The organism is Streptomyces sp. Ag109_O5-10 (genome assembly GCF_900105755.1).
Taxonomy (GTDB): Bacteria; Actinomycetota; Actinomycetes; order Streptomycetales; family Streptomycetaceae; genus Streptomyces.
In genome coordinates this window covers 3,135,357-3,149,815 of the sequence record NZ_FNTQ01000001.1, presented here as the reverse complement: position 1 = coordinate 3,149,815, position 14,459 = coordinate 3,135,357, and the positions used below count along the sequence as shown (strand labels likewise).

Genomic DNA, 14,459 nt, shown 5'->3' with positions numbered 1-14,459 from the left:
TACTGGAAAGTACCGATCCCAGACCGAGTTAGGGATCGGGTAAGAGACAGGGCGTGAGCCTCAACACTTACGGGTGCCGGCCGAGGGCTACCCTTCTGGGGTGAGTGAAGCACCTACGGCCGAGAAGACCGGCGGAATCGAGGAGTCCCGTCCGCGGCGGCTGACGTACGCCGCCGCGCTGGTCGGGCTGGAAGGGCTCGCCCTGCTGGCCGGTGGGGTGTGGCTGGCGGTGCTCGGGGTGACCGGGGACCCGGACGACCGGGGACAGGCGATCACCGGAGGCGTCACCGTCATCCTGCTGGCGCTGCTGCCGCTCCTCGCCGCGCGCGGGCTGCTGCTGCGCAGGAGCTGGAGCCGGGGGCCGGCGGTGATCACGCAGATCATGGCATTGCCGGTGGCGTACAACCTGCTGCAGGCCGACAGCGTGGCGATTCCGGTGGGGATCGTGCTGGCGGTCGTGGCGGTCGCCTCGCTGGTGTTGCTGGTCAACTCCGCCACCACCCAGGCCCTGGGGATCAAGGGGCCCGGGCGCAGCAGCTGAATCAGCGGGTGGGCGGGGGCCGGTCGCGCCGTTCCTCTCCCAGCCTTCGGCCGGGGGTACCCCCGGCGTCCCCTGCGGGGCGCTTCGGTCCGGACGCCGCGAAGAGCGGCGGGACCTACTCCTCCACCAGCAGCTTCTCCCGCAGCTGAGCCAGGGTCCTCGCCAGCAGGCGGGAGACGTGCATCTGGCTGATGCCGACCTCCTGGGCGATCTGGGACTGGGTCATGTTGCCGAAGAAGCGCAGGAGAAGGATGCGCTTCTCGCGGGGCGGGAGATCCTCCAGGAGGGGCTTGAGGGACTCGCGGTACTCGACGCCCTCCAGGGCCTCGTCCTCGGCGCCCAGGGTGTCGGCGACCGCGGGCGACTCGTCGTCGGTGTCGGGGACGTCCAGGGACAGCGTGGAGTAGGCGTTGGCCGACTCCAGGCCCTCCAGGACCTCCTCCTCCGAGATCGCGAGCTTCTCGGCCAGCTCGTGCACCGTGGGGGAGCGGCCGTGCTGCTGGGACAGCTCCGCCGTGGCGGTGGTGAGGGCGAGGCGCAGCTCCTGGAGACGGCGCGGAACGCGGACGGCCCAGCCTTTGTCGCGGAAGTGGCGCTTGATCTCGCCGACCACGGTCGGAGTGGCGTACGTCGAGAACTCCACGCCCCGGTCCGGGTCGAACCGGTCGACCGACTTGATCAGGCCGATGGTGGCGACCTGGGTGAGGTCGTCGAGCGGCTCGCCGCGGTTGCGGAACCGGCGCGCGAGGTGCTCCACGAGCGGCAGATGCATGCGGACCAGCCGATTGCGCAGCTCCGCGTACTCGGCGCTGCCCTCCTTCAGCCCGCGCAACTCGACGAACAGGGCGCGGGCGCCGCTGCGGTCCTGAGGTTCGGCGCGGTTCTGAGGCTCGTGCTGGGTCGCCTGCACCACCTCCGCGGCCAGCGCCTGGTCCTCGGCGTATCGCTCGTGCTCGCTCATCGTCCCGCCCGTCGCCCTTCCGCGAGCCTTCGCCCCGGCTCGGTGCGGGGCCGCGACCCCGTTCCGCCCTTCCGGGGGCGCGCTCTGCACGGCACCCTCCAGACCGGCCGGCGCGGAGGGGTCCTCCGGGTGCGGCCTGGCCTGTTCCGGGATGCCGTCGATGCCGTCAGCCATGCGGCGGGAGCCGGCCTCGGGGCCTTCGCCCCCGGCCGGCAGCTCCCGTGTGCCGCGCTCTTCGTCCCGCACCGGCCCGTCCCCGTTCCTCACGCCGGCCCGGGTCCCGCGCCGCGCTGTTTGTAGAGGCTGATCGACACGGTCTTGTCCTCGTCGACGGCCGACGAGACCTTGCCCGCCAGGGCCGAGAGCACGGTCCAGGCGAAAGTGTCGCGCGAGGGGGCGTGGCCGTCCGTGGTCGGAGCGGAGACCGTGACCTCCAGCGAGTCGTCGACGAGGCGGAAGACACAGCTGAGCACCGAGCCGGGAACGGCCTGCTGGAGCAGGATCGCGCAGGCCTCGTCGACCGCGATGCGCAGATCCTCGATCTCGTCCAGGGTGAAGTCCAAGCGGGCGGCGAGGCCGGCCGTGGCCGTGCGCAGCACCGACAGGTAGGCACCCGCAGCCGGCAGCCGGACTTCCACGAAGTCCTGGGTCGCGGGCTCGCCTGCGATCTGGGACACCCTCACCTCCATGGTGGTACAAGCTTTTCGGGGCCGAGGGTCGCCCCCCGGGGTAACGCACTACGTGGTTCAGCGGTGACGCTACCGCGCTCCGAACTTCTCTGTCCCCGGGACCCCAACCCCCTGGCGTCACTCACAGTAAACCTGTGGATACGCTCCGTGTCTAGAGGTCTGTCTTGCTCAATTGGGAAGAGCGCGCGCCGGGTTGACGTACCCCGGCGTCGAACCGTCGAACCGTCGCCGCTGTCGTCTTCAGCAGCCGTAGTGCAGTGTCACACGAGGACGTGGTCGACGAAGCACCAGCGCCAGTCCTCGCCGGGCTCGAACGTCCGCATTATCGGGTGACCGGAGGTCTCGTGGTGGCCTGTCGCGTGTCTTCCCGGCGACGAGTCGCAGCAGGCGACGTGGCCACAGGTCAGACAGATCCGCAGCTGCACCGGGTGCCAGCCCTTGGCGAGACACTCCGGGCAGGTCTCGTTCTGCGGCTCGGGTTCCGGGAGCGGCAGCGCGTCGCGGTGCGTGCACTGTTTCATGATTGCCAGATTACGACGGGTGTGCGGGTGGCCGCGCGGAAAAAGAGGGCGGGCGAGGACCATGGACGTGATGCCACTGCTGTTGCTGGTGGCGGGGAGCGCCGCGATCGCCGGAGCGGCCCGGCGCACTCCGGTGCCCGCGCCGCTGCTGCTGGTCGCGGTCGGCCTGATGGTGTCGTACGTGCCCGGGGTCCCCGACTACACCCTCGACCCGGAGATCGTGCTGCCGCTGGTGCTGCCCCCGCTGCTGTACAAGGAGGGCACCGAGAGCTCGTACCTCGACCTGCGGGCGAACATCCGGCCGGTGGCGCTGCTCTCGGTCGGGTACGTGCTCTTCGCGACCTTCGCCGTCGGCTGGGCCGCGTATCTGATCGTGCCCGGGCTGCCGCTGCCCGCGGCGCTCGCGCTGGGTGCGGTCGTGGCGCCCACGGACGCGGTCGCGGCCGCCGCGATCGCCCGCCGGGTCGGCCTGCCGTCCCGGCTCACCACGATCCTCCAGGGCGAGTCCCTGCTGAACGACGCGACCGCGATCACCGCCTACCGGGTGGCCGTCGCGGCCGCCGTCGGCGAGGGCGCCTCCTGGACCCACGGCATCGCCGAGTTCCTGCTGGCCGCGTTCGGCGGTGTGATCGTCGGTGTACTGCTCATGGTGCCGATCCACTGGCTGCGCACGCATCTGAAGGAGCCGCTGCTCCAGAACACGCTGTCGCTGCTGATCCCGTTCGTCGCGTACAGCGTCGCCGAGCAGTTCCACGCCTCCGGCGTGCTGGCGGTCGTCGTGGTCGCCCTCTACCTCGGCCATCGCGCCTGGGAGGTCGACTTCGCCACCCGCCTCCAGGAGGAGGCCGTCTGGCGCATGGTGGCGTTCCTGCTGGAGTCGGCGGTCTTCGCGCTGATCGGACTGCAGCTGCCGGTCGTCCTCAAGGGCCTCGGCGCGTACGAGGGCATCGACGCCGCCTGGTACGCGTTCGCCCTCTTCCTGGTCGTGGTGGCGGCCCGGTTCGTCTGGATGTACCCGGCGGCCTTCCTGCCGCGGCTGTTGTCCCGGCGGATCCGCGAGCGGGAGGACAACCCCACCTGGCGGAGCCCGACGGTCACCGCCTGGGCCGCCATGCGGGGCGTGGTCTCGCTGGCCATCGCCTTCTCGATCCCGCTCACCGTGCACGGCGGCGCCCCCTTCCCGCAGCGCAACCTGATCCTGTTCCTGACCTTCACCACGGTCATCGGCACCCTCGTGGTGCAGGGCCTCACCCTGGCCCCGCTGATCCGCCTGATGAAGTTCCCGGCCCGGGACGCCCAGGCCGAGACCCTCGCCGAGGCGAACGCCCAGGCCCAGGCCTCCCGTGCGGCCGAGGCCCGCCTCGACGAACTCCTCGCGGACGACCGCAACGCCCTCCCGCCACCGCTCGCCGACGGCCTGCGCACGGTCCTGGAGCGCCGCCGCAACGCCGTCTGGGAGCGCCTCGGCCAGACCAACCCGGTCACCGGCGAGTCGGTCGACGACACCTACCGCCGGCTGTCCCGCGAGATGATCAGCGCCGAGCGCGCGGTCTTCGTCCGCCTCCGCGACCACCGCTACATCGACGACGAGATGCTGCGCACCCTGCTGCGCCGGCTGGACCTGGAGGAGGCGGCGGCGTACCGGGAGGCCGAGTGAGCAGCGGACACGGCAGGGCGTGACCGGGACGCGGTCCGGGCGCCCGCCCGCCGGTCAGGCCGTCAGCACCGCCGCCACGGCCACGTCCCGCCCCAGGCCGCCCTCCCGCGCCAGCTCGACAAGTCCGTACAGCAACTTGGCGACATACAGCCGCTCCACCCGCACCCCGTGCCGCTCCTCGAAGTCGTCCGCGAAGGCATCGAGTTCGGGCGTCGTACGCCCGTACCCGCCGAAGTGGAACCGCTCGTCGAGCGACCACTGCCCGCGCCGTCCGCCGAACGCCTCCGCCTGTAGCCGCCGTATCTCGCCCGCCAGGAACCCGCCCCGCAGCACCGGTACCCCCAACGCCCGCTGCGCCGGGCCCAGTCCGGCGGCCAGCCCGGCCAGCGTGCCCCCGGTGCCGCAGGCGATCGCCACCACGTCGGCCCGCCCGCGCAGCTCCGCGCCGAGGGCCCGGCAGCCGCGTACCGCGGCCGCGTTGCTGCCGCCCTCCGGCACCACGTAGGCGTTCTCGGCCGCCGCGGCCCGCAGCAGACCGGCCAGCACCTCCGGCTCCGCCTTGCGCCGGTACGTCGGCCTGTCGACGAAGTGCAGCCGCATCCCGTCGGCCCTGCACCGGGCCAGCGACGGGTTCAGCGGCCGGGCGGCCAGCTCCTCGCCCCGCACCACGCCCACCGTCGGAAAGCCCAGGAGGCGGCCCGCGGCGGCCGTCGCGCGCAGGTGGTTGGAGTACGCGCCACCGAAGGTGAGGACCGGGCGGCCGGCCGCCGCCTGGATGTTCGGGACCAGTTTGCGCCACTTGTTGCCGATCAGCTCCGGGTGGATCAGGTCGTCCCGCTTGAGGAGGAGACGGACGCCGTGCCGGGCGAAACGGTCGTCGGCCACCTCCTCGAGCGGGGAGGGGAGCCGGGGGGCGAGTATGTCGGCGCTGGTCACGTCGTCATTGTCGCCCGGGGCGCCGGTGCGGGCTCACTTCAGCCGCTCCCCGACGCGGTCGCGCAGCCAGGCCATCGAGAAGCCGCGCGGGTCCACCTTGCCCGGCTGCCACTCCAGGTGCCCGATCACCGACCGCTCCGACCAGCCGTGCCGCCGGCACACCGCCGCGGCCACCCTCTCGATCGCGTCCAGCTGGGCCTCGGGCCAGGGGTCCTCGCCGTCGCCCAGGTTCTCGCACTCGAAGCCGTAGAAGTGCCGGTTGCCGTCGGTGTTCGCCTCGTTGTCCGGGGGCAGGGTCTTCTCGGCGATCACCGCGCGCAGCACGTCGTCGTCGCCCGGGCCCGCGTGGTTGGCGCGGCCGTAGCCGACCAGGTGGACCGTGCCGTCCTTGGTGATGACGCCGTGGCACAGCGGGCCGGGGAGGTCGGGGCGGCCGTCGCGGCAGATCCGGACCGTGGTCTCGGCGCCCCGGGTCGCCGTGTGGTGGATCATCACGCCGTGGACGGGTCCCCAGGGGCCCTTGTGGTTCCGGTTGTGGTCCCTCCAGCCGCCGACCTCGACGACGGTGGCGCCCTCGTCCCGCAGCGCGTCGAGGAAAGCGTCCGCGGACATGGGTGGGGCCATGACCGCCTCCTTCGCATCTGAATTATTCGGATCTTCCAGATCTTCTGGGCTTTCTACAGAAGTCGGGCTTACCGGTCCATCCTCGTTCGAACTTGTTCGGATCTTGTGCGAGTCAATCGGGACAAGACGGCGCATGGACGAGTGGGGGATGAGCGGATATGTCGGCATGCCCAGCAGTGCGATGATCTATTCCCGCTCTTTCGGGTAATGGTCCCGACACGCTCCGTGATGACAGGGTGGCCCGTGAGACCGATGCGTGGGCAGTTCGGCGCCCGCGCAGGTATGGGAGGGCATTTCCTTATGTCGGTAGGCGAAGAGGTCCGCACGGATCAGGGCAAGCCGCAGCAGTCTCTGGACACGGCGGCAGCGCGGAACCTGGCCACCACGACCAAGTCCGCGCCCCAGATGCAGGAGATCAGCTCCCGCTGGCTGCTGCGCACACTGCCCTGGGTCGACGTCCAGGGCGGCACGTACCGGGTGAACCGGCGGCTCACCTACACGGTCGGCGACGGCCGTATCACCTTCCTGAAGACCGGCGACCGTGTCGAGGTCATCCCCGCGGAGCTGGGCGAGCTGCCCATCCTGCGGTCGTACGACGACGAGGAGGTGCTGGCCGAGCTGGCCCAGCGCTGCCGGCAGCGCGACTTCGCCGCCGGCGAGGTCATCGCCTCGTTCGGCAACGGGGCGGACGAGGTCCACCTGCTGGCCCACGGCCGCGTCGAGAAGATCGGCACCGGTCCCTACGGCGACGACGCGGTGCTCGGCGTCCTCGGCGACGGCTCGTACTTCGGCGAGCAGGGCCTGATCGACCCGGACGCCATCTGGGAGTACACCGCCCGCGCGGACACGGCCTGCACCGTGCTGACCCTGTCCCGGCAGGACTTCGAGCAGGTCGCCGAGCGGGCCGACTCCTTGCGCGAGCACCTGCAGCAGCTGCGCGCGATCCCCGAGCAGCGCACCAACAAGTACGGCGAGAAGGAGGTCGCCCTCGCGGCCGGCCACAGCGGCGAGCCCGACATCCCGCACACCTTCGTCGACTACGAGGCCCGGCCGCGCGAGTACGAGCTGAGCATCGCCCAGACCGTGCTGCGCATCCACACCCGCGTGGCCGACCTCTACAACCAGCCGATGAACCAGACCGAGCACCAGTTGCGGCTCACCGTCGAGGCGCTGAAGGAGCGCCAGGAGCACGAGCTCATCAACAACCGGGAGTTCGGCTTGCTCAGCAACTGCCAGTACGACCAGCGGCTGCAGCCGCACGACGGCGTGCCCAGCCCGGACGACATGGACGAGCTGCTCAGCCGCCGGCGTGGCACCAAGCTCTTCCTCGCCCACCCGCGCGCCATCGCCGCCTTCGGCCGTGAGCTCAACAAGCGCGGACTGGTCCCGGAGACCGTGGAGATCGGCGGCAACCGCATCCCGACCTGGCGCGGGGTACCGATCTACCCCTGCAACAAGATCCCGGTCACCGAGGCCCGGACCACCTCGATCATCGCCATGCGTACGGGTGAGGACAACCAGGGCGTCATCGGACTGCGGCAGTCCGGAATCCCCGACGAGATCGAGCCGAGCCTCTCGGTCCGCTTCATGGGCATCAACGAGCAGGCGATCATCAGTTACCTGGTCACGGCCTACTACTCGGCCGCCGTGCTGGTCCCGGACGCCCTCGGTGTGCTGGAGAACGTCGAGATCGGCCGGTGGAGGTGACGTTTCCGCACTTGGTGGCCGTGTCCCCGCCCTCCGGGGCGGGTACACCCTCGGGGTACGTGCCGAGGCGGGGCGGAGACGCCACCGTACGCGCGCTCCGCGAGGGGGAGGCCATGGCCGAGTTCGTGACGGAACGGCAGCTGCGTGCCACAAAGCTGCCGCAGGGGAGGCCGGAGCCGCTCGACGGGGCCGAGGCGGCGGGGATCCTGGAGCGGGTCCGGGCGTCCGTCGACCCCGAACTGCGCACCGCCGTGGCGTCGTTGCCCGGTTCGATGCGGCGCGTCGCGCGCTACCACTTCGGCTGGGAGCACGCGGACGGCACCCCGGCGGACGGCAACGCGGGCAAGGCCATCCGGCCCGCGCTGGTCCTCGCCGCCGCCGACGCGCTCGGCGGACCGGCGGCCCGCGCGGCCGCCGTACGGGCCGCGGCCGCCGTGGAGCTGGTGCACAACTTCACCCTCCTGCACGACGACGTCATGGACCGGGACACCTCCCGCAGGCACCGGCCCACCGCGTGGACCGTGTTCGGCGACGCGGACGCGATCCTCGCCGGGGACGCCCTCCAGGCGCTGGGCCTCCGGCTGCTCGCCGAGGACCCGCACCCGGCGTCCGCGGCCGCGGCCGTCCGGCTCGCGGACTGCGTCCTCGAACTGTGCGCGGGACAACACGCGGACACGGCCCTGGAGGACCGGGCGCCCGAGGAGGTCACCCTCGACGAGGCGCTCGCCATGGCCGAGGCCAAGACCGGGGCGCTGCTCGGCTGCGCCTGCGCCCTGGGCGCGCTGTACGCGGGGGCGGGAGCGGCGGAGGTGGCGGCGCTCGACGGCTTCGGCCGCCAGGCCGGGCTCGCCTTCCAGCTGATCGACGACGTCATCGGGATATGGGGCGACCCCGGGCGCACCGGCAAGCCGGCCGGTGCGGACCTGGCGGCCCGCAAGAAGTCCCTGCCGGTCGTCGCGGCCCTCACCTCCGGCACCCCGGCCGCCGCCGACCTCGCCGAGCTGTACGCCAAGCCGCACGTGCGGTCCGACGCCGAGGAGATCACGCGGACCGCACAGGCCGTGGAGCGGGCGGGCGGCCGGGACTGGGCGCAGTCCGAGGCGGCCGACCGGATGGCCCTGGCGATGCAGGAGCTCGCCCGCGCCGTGCCCGGCCCGGAGGCGGCCGGCGGCCTGCTCGCGCTCGCCGAGTTCGTGACCCGGCGCAGCAGGTGAAGACCCCGGTGCCCCCGGGACCGTGCGGCTCCTGACCCCGCACGGCTCCCCGGGGGCTCCGGCCCGACGGGTCCCGCGCATCCCCACGGTGTGCGGGGCCCGCCGATTCCCGCCGGAGCGTCTCCCGCCGCGGCGGGCGCGGCTGCCGGGCCCGGCCTACGCTGGGGGCATGGACAGCCAGGACCAGGTCTGTCCGGCCTGCGGACAGTCCGTCGAACGTGTGGTGCGGCGGCACAAGACGCTGGGTGCCTGGGTTCCCGTCTGGGGACCCGGCCCCTGCCGCAATCCCGACTGCGCCCAGTACCCGGGACCGGCGCGCACGCGGGAGGTGCCCCCGCCGCCGCCCTCCCCGCCCGAATCCGCCGGCCGGCCCACACCGTAGCGTGTCCGCATGACCGGACTTCCGAACATCCTGCACCTGACCGAACGCTCCCTGTGGGAGGAGGCCCGCGCGCGGGGCGGCTACGAGATGTCCACCCGCGGCCGCACCCTCCAGGAGGAGGGCTTCATCCACTGCTCCACCCGCGACCAGCTCCCGCGTATCGCGGCCTTCCTGTACGGCGCCTACGACGGCCCGGACGAACTGGTGGTGCTGGTCGTGGATCCGGCCCGGGTCGGCGCCCCGGTGAAGTGGGAGGCGCCGGAGCCGGGCGGTGAGGAGTTCCCGCACGTGTACGGACCGATACCGGTCACGGCCGTGGTCGACGTGGAGCCCTGGCCCCCGCACCCGGCCGGCTAGGCCCTGTGCGCGGTGCGTGGTGTTCTCGGTTGATCGATCTGATCCGTGGCATGGGGCCGGGCGGTCGGCGTCACGCGTGCCGGCGCAGCGCCCGCAGCGCCAGCCGGCCGCACAGCGCGGCGAGCGGCAGCTCGGCGCCGAGCGCCATGGCGACCGCGGTGGCGAAGTCGCCGCCCGGGGCCGCGGTCGTGGTGTCGAACCAGGCGTCCACCACGAGCAGCGTCGCGGTCGCGGCGGCTGTCAGGGCGTGCCGCCGGTCGCCGCGGGCGGCAAGGAGGCCGGTGGCGATCAGGCCGAGCGCCTCCGGCGCGTCGAGCCCGACCCAGGCGAGCGGCCAGTGCGCCGCGGTCGCGGTGGCCGGCAGGCCGGTGGCCAGCACGTACAGCCACGGCAGCAGGGCGAGCCCGCAGGCGACCAGCAGCCCCCCGGCCCGCCGCGTGCCCCGCGCAGGGCGGGGCTCCTCCGCCTCTTCGTGGAGCGGGATGACCTCGGCGCGGCCGAAGCCCTCGGCACCGGCCCATTCGTCATCGCCCAACACCAGGTGACGCATCGTCTTCCCCCGCTCCCCGTCGGCTCTCCCCTTCACGTGCTCCACCCTCCGCCGCACACAGGGGCGCCGTCAGTCACGCAGGGTTCCGACCCGGGGTGGAGAAAAGTGCAGCCCCGAACCGGGTGGGAGCGTCATGGCACGGGGATGGCCTGCGGCTTTACCGTTTGACGCATGCAACTCACCACGTGGCTGCGGCCGGTGCCGGGCCGGACGTTCCACAGGGCGGGACACCGGACCGCGCTCGTCGCCGCCGGCCTGCCGCTCCACCTCGCCGTGGTGCCCCTGTGGTTCTGGCTGGCCGCCGCGATGGCGGGGGCACCGGCCGTGATTCCGCTGCCCGTGCTGCTCACGCTCTGGGTGACACCCCCGCTGACCGCCGGGCAGCGGCGGCGCTACCGGGCGCTCGTCGGAAAGGACCTCGCGCGCCCCGCCGCACCCGGGCCGGGACGCAACTGGAGGTCGGCGGTGCGCCGGCTCACCACGCGGGCCTTGTGGCGGCAGGTCTGCTACCACGCCGTGGCGGGTCCGCTGCTCGCCCTCCTGGACATCGCCGTCCTCGCCGTCTGGGCCGCCGCTCTCGTGGCCGCCTCCCTCTACGTGTGGATCTGGGCGCTGCCCCCGCAATGGCGGGTCACCGACCTCGGGTACACCACACAGGCCGTGTACATCACCGCCGGTGGCCTCGCCCTGCTGTTCCTCGGGCCCCGGCTGACCGGCGCTCTGGTGCGGCTGGACACCCGGGCGGCCGAGGTCCTGCTCGGCCCCAGCCGCACGGAGAAGCTGGCCCGCCGGGTAGCCGACCTCGCCGAGAGCCGGGCCGGCGTGCTCGACGCCGCCGACGCCGAGCGGCGGCGGATCGAGCGCGACCTGCACGACGGCGTACAGCAGCGCCTCGTCTCACTCGCCGTCAACCTGGGCCTGGCCAGGTCCACCCTCGGCGACCTGCCGGAGGATGCCCGCAAGGTGATCGACGAGGCGCACCGCGAGGCGAAGGAGGCGATCGCCGAGCTGAACAACCTGGTGCGCGGCCTGCATCCGGCCGTCCTCGAGGACCGCGGCCTCGACGCCGCGCTGTCCGGGGTCGCCGCCCGCCTCCCGATCCCGGTGCGCGTGGCGGTGGACCTGCCGCAGCGCCCCTCACCCACGGTCGAGGCCGTCGCGTACTTCGTGGTCTCCGAGGCCCTGACGAACGTGGTCAAACACGCCCAGGCGACCCGGGCGGACGTGACCGTGACGCGGATCGGGGAGACACTGCTGGTGGTCGTCGTGGACGACGGCGCGGGCGGCGCGGATCTCGCGGCGGCCGGCGGTGGCACCGGGCTCGCCGGGCTCGCCAAGCGCGTCGCGTCCGTCGACGGCACGTTCTCCTGCCGCAGCCCCGCCGGGGGCCCGACCGTCATCACCGTGGAGCTGCCGTGCGCGCCGTGATCGCCGAGGATTCCCTCCTGCTGCGCATCGGCGTGGTCAAGGTGCTGGAGGCGGCCGGCTTCGAGATGTGCGCGCAAGTCGCCGACGCGGAAGGGCTGCTGGCAGCCGTCGAGGAGCACCGGCCCGACATCGCCGTGGTCGACGTGCGCATGCCGCCCGGCTTCACCGACGAGGGAGTGCGCGCCGCGCTGGTGATCCGCCGCCAGTACCCGCGTACCGCCGTGCTCCTGCTGTCGCAGTACGTGGAGGAGCGGTACGCCGCCGATCTGCTCGCCGCCGACATCTCGGGCGTCGGCTATCTGCTCAAGCAACGGGTCGCCGACGTCGAGGAGTTCGCCGAGGCGGTACGCCGGGTGGCGGCCGGCGGCACCGCGCTCGACCCGCAGGTCGTCGCGCAGCTGCTGGTGCGCCGGCACAGCGATCCGCTCGACCGGCTGACACCGCGCGAGCGGGAGGTGCTGGAGCTGATGGCGGGCGGCCGGTCCAACTCCGGCGTCGCCGCCGAACTGGTCGTGAGCGAGAGCGCGGTCGCCAAGCACATCAACAGCATCTTCACCAAGCTCGACCTGCCCAAGGCCGACGCCGACCACCGCCGCGTCCTGGCGGTGCTGCGCTTCCTGGGCGTTGCGACCGCATAGTGCGCGAGCACGCCCCCACGCCCAGTCGACACCGGTGCCGAGCAGCACTTGGCGGGGCGTGCGGCGCCTTCGGACAGGTGCTCTCCGCCGGGCTTGCCGCGCTGGGTGCCGAAGGCGGTGGCCGTCGGGCGCAGGGCCAAGGGCCATGGCATGGGGGCTGGTCATCACTGGTGTCGTCGCGGACAAGGCGTATTCGTCGCGGGTCATCCGTGAGCACCTCAGGCGGCGCGGCATCCGGGCCGTCGTCCCCGTGCCGGCCGACCAACGCGGCCACCGTCTGCGACGCGGCAGCCGGGGTGGCGGGCCACCCGCCTTCGGCCGCGAGACCTCCAAGCACCGCAACACGGTCGAACGCTGCGTCAACCGCTTGCACCAGATGGCGAGGCATCGCCCCCCGCTACGACAAGACAGCCGCCGTCCACCTGGCCGGACTCCACGGTGCGAGCGTCTGCCTCTGGTCAGCCAGGTGATCCGAACGAAACCGCCTGGTCCCCTTCCTCCGGCTCCTGATCCCGGCTCGGCAGGCCGCCGGTCTCCGGGTCGCGGCCGGTGAGGCAGTAGACGCCGCCCGCCGGGTCGCGCATCACCGTCCAGTGGCGGCCGTCGGCCACGTGCACGGCGCCGAGTTCCTCGTGCCGGGCGCGGGTCGCCGGGATGTCCGCGCAGGCCAGGTCGAGATGGGCGGCGGCGGGCTGCTCGTCGTCGAGCCGCTGGAGCAGGATGCGCACCGGCAGCCCGGCCGGCGGCCTGAGCACCCGGAACTCCGGCAGCGCGCCGGTCAGCGGCTCCCAGCCGGTCAGCTCCGCCCAGAACGCCGTCTCCGCCTCGTACGCGGACGGCGGGATGTCGAGGCTGACCTGGTCCAGCCGGCTGCCCGCCACGACCGGCGGCCGTACCGACTCCCCGTGCCAGGGCACCGCGCACCACAACTGCCCGGCCGGCGACCGCAGGACGGTCCACCCGTCGTGCTCGGTGACCGTCTCGGCGCCGAGTTCCCGGGCCCGCTTCACCAGGCCCGGCACGTCCTCGGCACAGAGGTCGAGGTGGGCTCCGCCGGGGCCCGTGTCGACGCCCTGGAGCTTGACGCAGGCGTCGACGCCGGAGGCCGGCAGCAGCGTCACGAACTCGTCGTTCTCGCCTCGCGGCGCGGACAGGAAGGTGCCGGTGACGGCTGTCCAGAACGCCTGGGCGGCGGCGAGATGCGCGGCGGGGCGGTCGGCGAAGGCGTACGTCCAGCGGATGCTCATACGGTGATCGTAAGTGCGCTAATCGGCCGCCCGGCGTTCCGTGAAGCGCAGCAGGTTCCCCGCCGGGTCCCGGAAGGCGCAGTCCCGCACGCCCCAGTGCTGGTCCATCGGCTCCTGGATCACGTCACCGCCGTACTCCCGCACCCGCTCGTACAGCGCGTCGCAGTCGGTGGTGGAGAAGATCACCCCGCGTAGCATGCCCTTGGCGAGCAGTTCGGCCATGGCCTGCCGGTCGGCGGGCGAGGCGTCCGGGTTGGCGCCCGGCGGCTCCAGCACGATCTCCACGCCCGGCTGCTGCGGCGACCCGACGGTCACCCACCGCATCCCCTCGAACTCCACGTCGTTGTGGACCTCCAGGCCGAGCACGTCCCGGTAGAAGGCCAGCGCCTTGTCGTGGTCGTCGACGGCGATGAAACACTGCGCGAGTTTTACGTCCATGAGGTCAGGCTAGGAGCAAACGCCCGGCCGTGCGTGCGGTCCGAAGCGCGAGGCTGGTCGCGTGCGGGCCGGTCCCGTGCGGTCGGAAGCGTGAGGCTGGTCGCGTGCGGGCCGGTCCCGTGCGGTCGGAAGCGTGAGGCTGGTCGCGTGCGGGCCGGTCCCGTGCGGTCGGAAGCGTGAGGCTGGTCGCGTGCGGGCCGGTCCCGTGCGGTCAGTACGGCCGGCGGCGCGGCCGGGTGAACGTCCGGGCCACGCAGGACGGGATGACCGTGCTCTCCTCGTGGTCCCGCGCCCGGTACGCGCTCGGGGTCTCCCCGACCAGCTCGGTGAACCGCGAACTGAAGGACCCCAGCGACGTACAGCCGACCGCCATGCACACCTCGGTCACCGTGAGGTCGCCGCGGCGCAGCAGCGCCTTGGCCCGCTCGACCCGCCGGGTCATGAGATAGCTGTACGGCGTCTCCCCGAAGGCCTTGCGGAAGCTGCGCTGGAAGTGACCGGGGGACATCAGGGCGGTACGGGCGAGCTCGGCCATGTCGAGCGGCTCCGCGTACTCGCGGTCCATGCGG

Annotated in this window: 16 protein-coding genes and 1 pseudogene; 8 read left to right on the top strand and 9 right to left on the bottom strand. The window is 72.8% G+C overall.

The features are described from left to right. Positions 1-100: 100 nt before the first annotated feature. Positions 101-541 (top strand): hypothetical protein, encoded by a 441-nt coding sequence (locus BLW82_RS44420; RefSeq protein ID WP_177232945.1) that lies wholly within the window; start codon positions 101-103, stop codon positions 539-541. A 115-nt stretch (positions 542-656) separates the two neighbouring features. Here BLW82_RS44420 and BLW82_RS14340 read toward each other — a convergent pair whose 3' ends face one another. The 3 genes from BLW82_RS14340 to BLW82_RS14330 all read right to left on the bottom strand — a co-directional run bounded on the left by BLW82_RS14340 (position 657) and on the right by BLW82_RS14330 (position 2,712). Continuing rightward, on the bottom strand, positions 657-1,769 hold the full coding sequence (locus BLW82_RS14340) for an RNA polymerase sigma factor SigF (RefSeq protein WP_093499163.1): 1,113 nt from the start codon (positions 1,767-1,769) through the stop codon (positions 657-659). Continuing rightward, a complete protein-coding gene (locus BLW82_RS14335) occupies positions 1,766-2,179 on the bottom strand; it encodes an ATP-binding protein (RefSeq protein ID WP_004925829.1) in 414 nt (137 codons plus the stop codon). The genes BLW82_RS14340 and BLW82_RS14335 overlap by 4 nt, the downstream gene beginning before the upstream one ends. Before the next feature lie 272 nt (positions 2,180-2,451). Next, positions 2,452-2,712, bottom strand: a complete 261-nt coding sequence (locus tag BLW82_RS14330) for a UBP-type zinc finger domain-containing protein (protein WP_093499162.1) — start codon at positions 2,710-2,712, stop codon at positions 2,452-2,454. Positions 2,713-2,773: 61 nt separating this feature from the next. Between BLW82_RS14330 and BLW82_RS14325 the strand changes: the two genes are divergently transcribed. After that, a complete protein-coding gene (locus BLW82_RS14325) occupies positions 2,774-4,369 on the top strand; it encodes a Na+/H+ antiporter (protein ID WP_093499161.1) in 1,596 nt (531 codons plus the stop codon). A gap of 54 nt (positions 4,370-4,423) precedes the next feature. Here BLW82_RS14325 and BLW82_RS14320 read toward each other — a convergent pair whose 3' ends face one another. Both BLW82_RS14320 and BLW82_RS14315 read right to left on the bottom strand, forming a co-directional pair. Next, positions 4,424-5,305 carry a 1-aminocyclopropane-1-carboxylate deaminase/D-cysteine desulfhydrase gene (locus BLW82_RS14320; RefSeq protein ID WP_093499160.1) on the bottom strand — a complete coding sequence of 294 codons (882 nt, stop codon included), beginning with the start codon at positions 5,303-5,305 and terminating at the stop codon, positions 4,424-4,426. A 33-nt stretch (positions 5,306-5,338) separates the two neighbouring features. Next, on the bottom strand, positions 5,339-5,929 hold the full coding sequence (locus tag BLW82_RS14315; RefSeq protein ID WP_093499159.1) for an N-acetylmuramoyl-L-alanine amidase: 591 nt from the start codon (positions 5,927-5,929) through the stop codon (positions 5,339-5,341). Positions 5,930-6,229: 300 nt separating this feature from the next. Between BLW82_RS14315 and BLW82_RS14310 the strand changes: the two genes are divergently transcribed. From BLW82_RS14310 to BLW82_RS14295, 3 genes are all read left to right on the top strand, one after another. Continuing rightward, positions 6,230-7,636: a family 2B encapsulin nanocompartment shell protein gene (locus BLW82_RS14310; RefSeq protein ID WP_093499158.1), complete on the top strand. Its 1,407-nt coding sequence runs from the start codon at positions 6,230-6,232 to the stop codon at positions 7,634-7,636. Between the two features lie 113 nt (positions 7,637-7,749). Then, complete coding sequence (locus tag BLW82_RS14305; protein WP_093499157.1) at positions 7,750-8,850, top strand: family 2 encapsulin nanocompartment cargo protein polyprenyl transferase; 1,101 nt, start codon at positions 7,750-7,752, stop codon at positions 8,848-8,850. 391 nt (positions 8,851-9,241) lie between these two features. Beyond that, positions 9,242-9,589: a DUF952 domain-containing protein gene (locus tag BLW82_RS14295; protein WP_093499156.1), complete on the top strand. Its 348-nt coding sequence runs from the start codon at positions 9,242-9,244 to the stop codon at positions 9,587-9,589. Positions 9,590-9,659: 70 nt separating this feature from the next. Here BLW82_RS14295 and BLW82_RS14290 read toward each other — a convergent pair whose 3' ends face one another. After that, positions 9,660-10,175, bottom strand: a complete 516-nt coding sequence (locus BLW82_RS14290; RefSeq protein WP_093499155.1) for a hypothetical protein — start codon at positions 10,173-10,175, stop codon at positions 9,660-9,662. A gap of 135 nt (positions 10,176-10,310) precedes the next feature. On the opposite strand from BLW82_RS14290, the gene BLW82_RS14285 reads away from it, so the two are divergent. The 3 genes and pseudogenes from BLW82_RS14285 to BLW82_RS14275 form a co-directional block, all read left to right on the top strand. Continuing rightward, a complete protein-coding gene (locus tag BLW82_RS14285) occupies positions 10,311-11,567 on the top strand; it encodes a sensor histidine kinase (RefSeq protein ID WP_093499154.1) in 1,257 nt (418 codons plus the stop codon). Further along, entirely contained in the window at positions 11,555-12,205 is a 651-nt protein-coding gene (locus BLW82_RS14280) for a response regulator transcription factor (protein WP_093499153.1), read from the top strand. Before BLW82_RS14285 ends, BLW82_RS14280 begins: the two co-directional genes overlap by 13 nt. 172 nt (positions 12,206-12,377) lie before the next feature. Beyond that, positions 12,378-12,675, top strand: a pseudogene (locus BLW82_RS14275) (transposase); the annotation flags it as partial. Here the strand turns inward: BLW82_RS14275 and BLW82_RS14270 are convergent. The 3 genes from BLW82_RS14270 to BLW82_RS14260 form a co-directional block, all read right to left on the bottom strand. Then, a complete protein-coding gene (locus BLW82_RS14270) occupies positions 12,664-13,452 on the bottom strand; it encodes a VOC family protein (RefSeq protein ID WP_093499151.1) in 789 nt (262 codons plus the stop codon). The pseudogene BLW82_RS14275 and the gene BLW82_RS14270 sit on opposite strands and share 12 nt — an antisense overlap. An 18-nt stretch (positions 13,453-13,470) precedes the next feature. After that, the gene (locus BLW82_RS14265; protein ID WP_093499150.1) at positions 13,471-13,890 is read right to left on the bottom strand and encodes a VOC family protein; all 420 of its coding nucleotides are present in this window, start codon (positions 13,888-13,890) and stop codon (positions 13,471-13,473) included. A gap of 211 nt (positions 13,891-14,101) precedes the next feature. After that, a complete protein-coding gene (locus BLW82_RS14260) occupies positions 14,102-14,455 on the bottom strand; it encodes a helix-turn-helix transcriptional regulator (protein ID WP_093499149.1) in 354 nt (117 codons plus the stop codon). Positions 14,456-14,459: the final 4 nt, after the last annotated feature.

Bases quoted from the DNA above. Each gene is read 5' to 3' on its own strand.
- BLW82_RS14330 (WP_093499162.1), bottom strand. From the start codon at position 2,712: ATGAAACAGTGCACGCACCGCGACGCGCTGCCGCTCCCGGAACCCGAG.
- BLW82_RS14315 (WP_093499159.1), bottom strand. From the start codon at position 5,929: ATGGCCCCACCCATGTCCGCGGACGCTTTCCTCGACGCGCTGCGGGAC.
- BLW82_RS14285 (WP_093499154.1), top strand. From the start codon at position 10,311: ATGCAACTCACCACGTGGCTGCGGCCGGTGCCGGGCCGGACGTTCCAC.
- BLW82_RS14310 (WP_093499158.1), top strand. From the start codon at position 6,230: ATGTCGGTAGGCGAAGAGGTCCGCACGGATCAGGGCAAGCCGCAGCAG.
- BLW82_RS14305 (WP_093499157.1), top strand. From the start codon at position 7,750: ATGGCCGAGTTCGTGACGGAACGGCAGCTGCGTGCCACAAAGCTGCCG.
- BLW82_RS14260 (WP_093499149.1), bottom strand. From the start codon at position 14,455: ATGGACCGCGAGTACGCGGAGCCGCTCGACATGGCCGAGCTCGCCCGT.
- BLW82_RS14265 (WP_093499150.1), bottom strand. From the start codon at position 13,890: ATGGACGTAAAACTCGCGCAGTGTTTCATCGCCGTCGACGACCACGAC.
- BLW82_RS14270 (WP_093499151.1), bottom strand. From the start codon at position 13,452: ATGAGCATCCGCTGGACGTACGCCTTCGCCGACCGCCCCGCCGCGCAT.
- BLW82_RS14295 (WP_093499156.1), top strand. From the start codon at position 9,242: ATGACCGGACTTCCGAACATCCTGCACCTGACCGAACGCTCCCTGTGG.
- BLW82_RS14325 (WP_093499161.1), top strand. From the start codon at position 2,774: ATGGACGTGATGCCACTGCTGTTGCTGGTGGCGGGGAGCGCCGCGATC.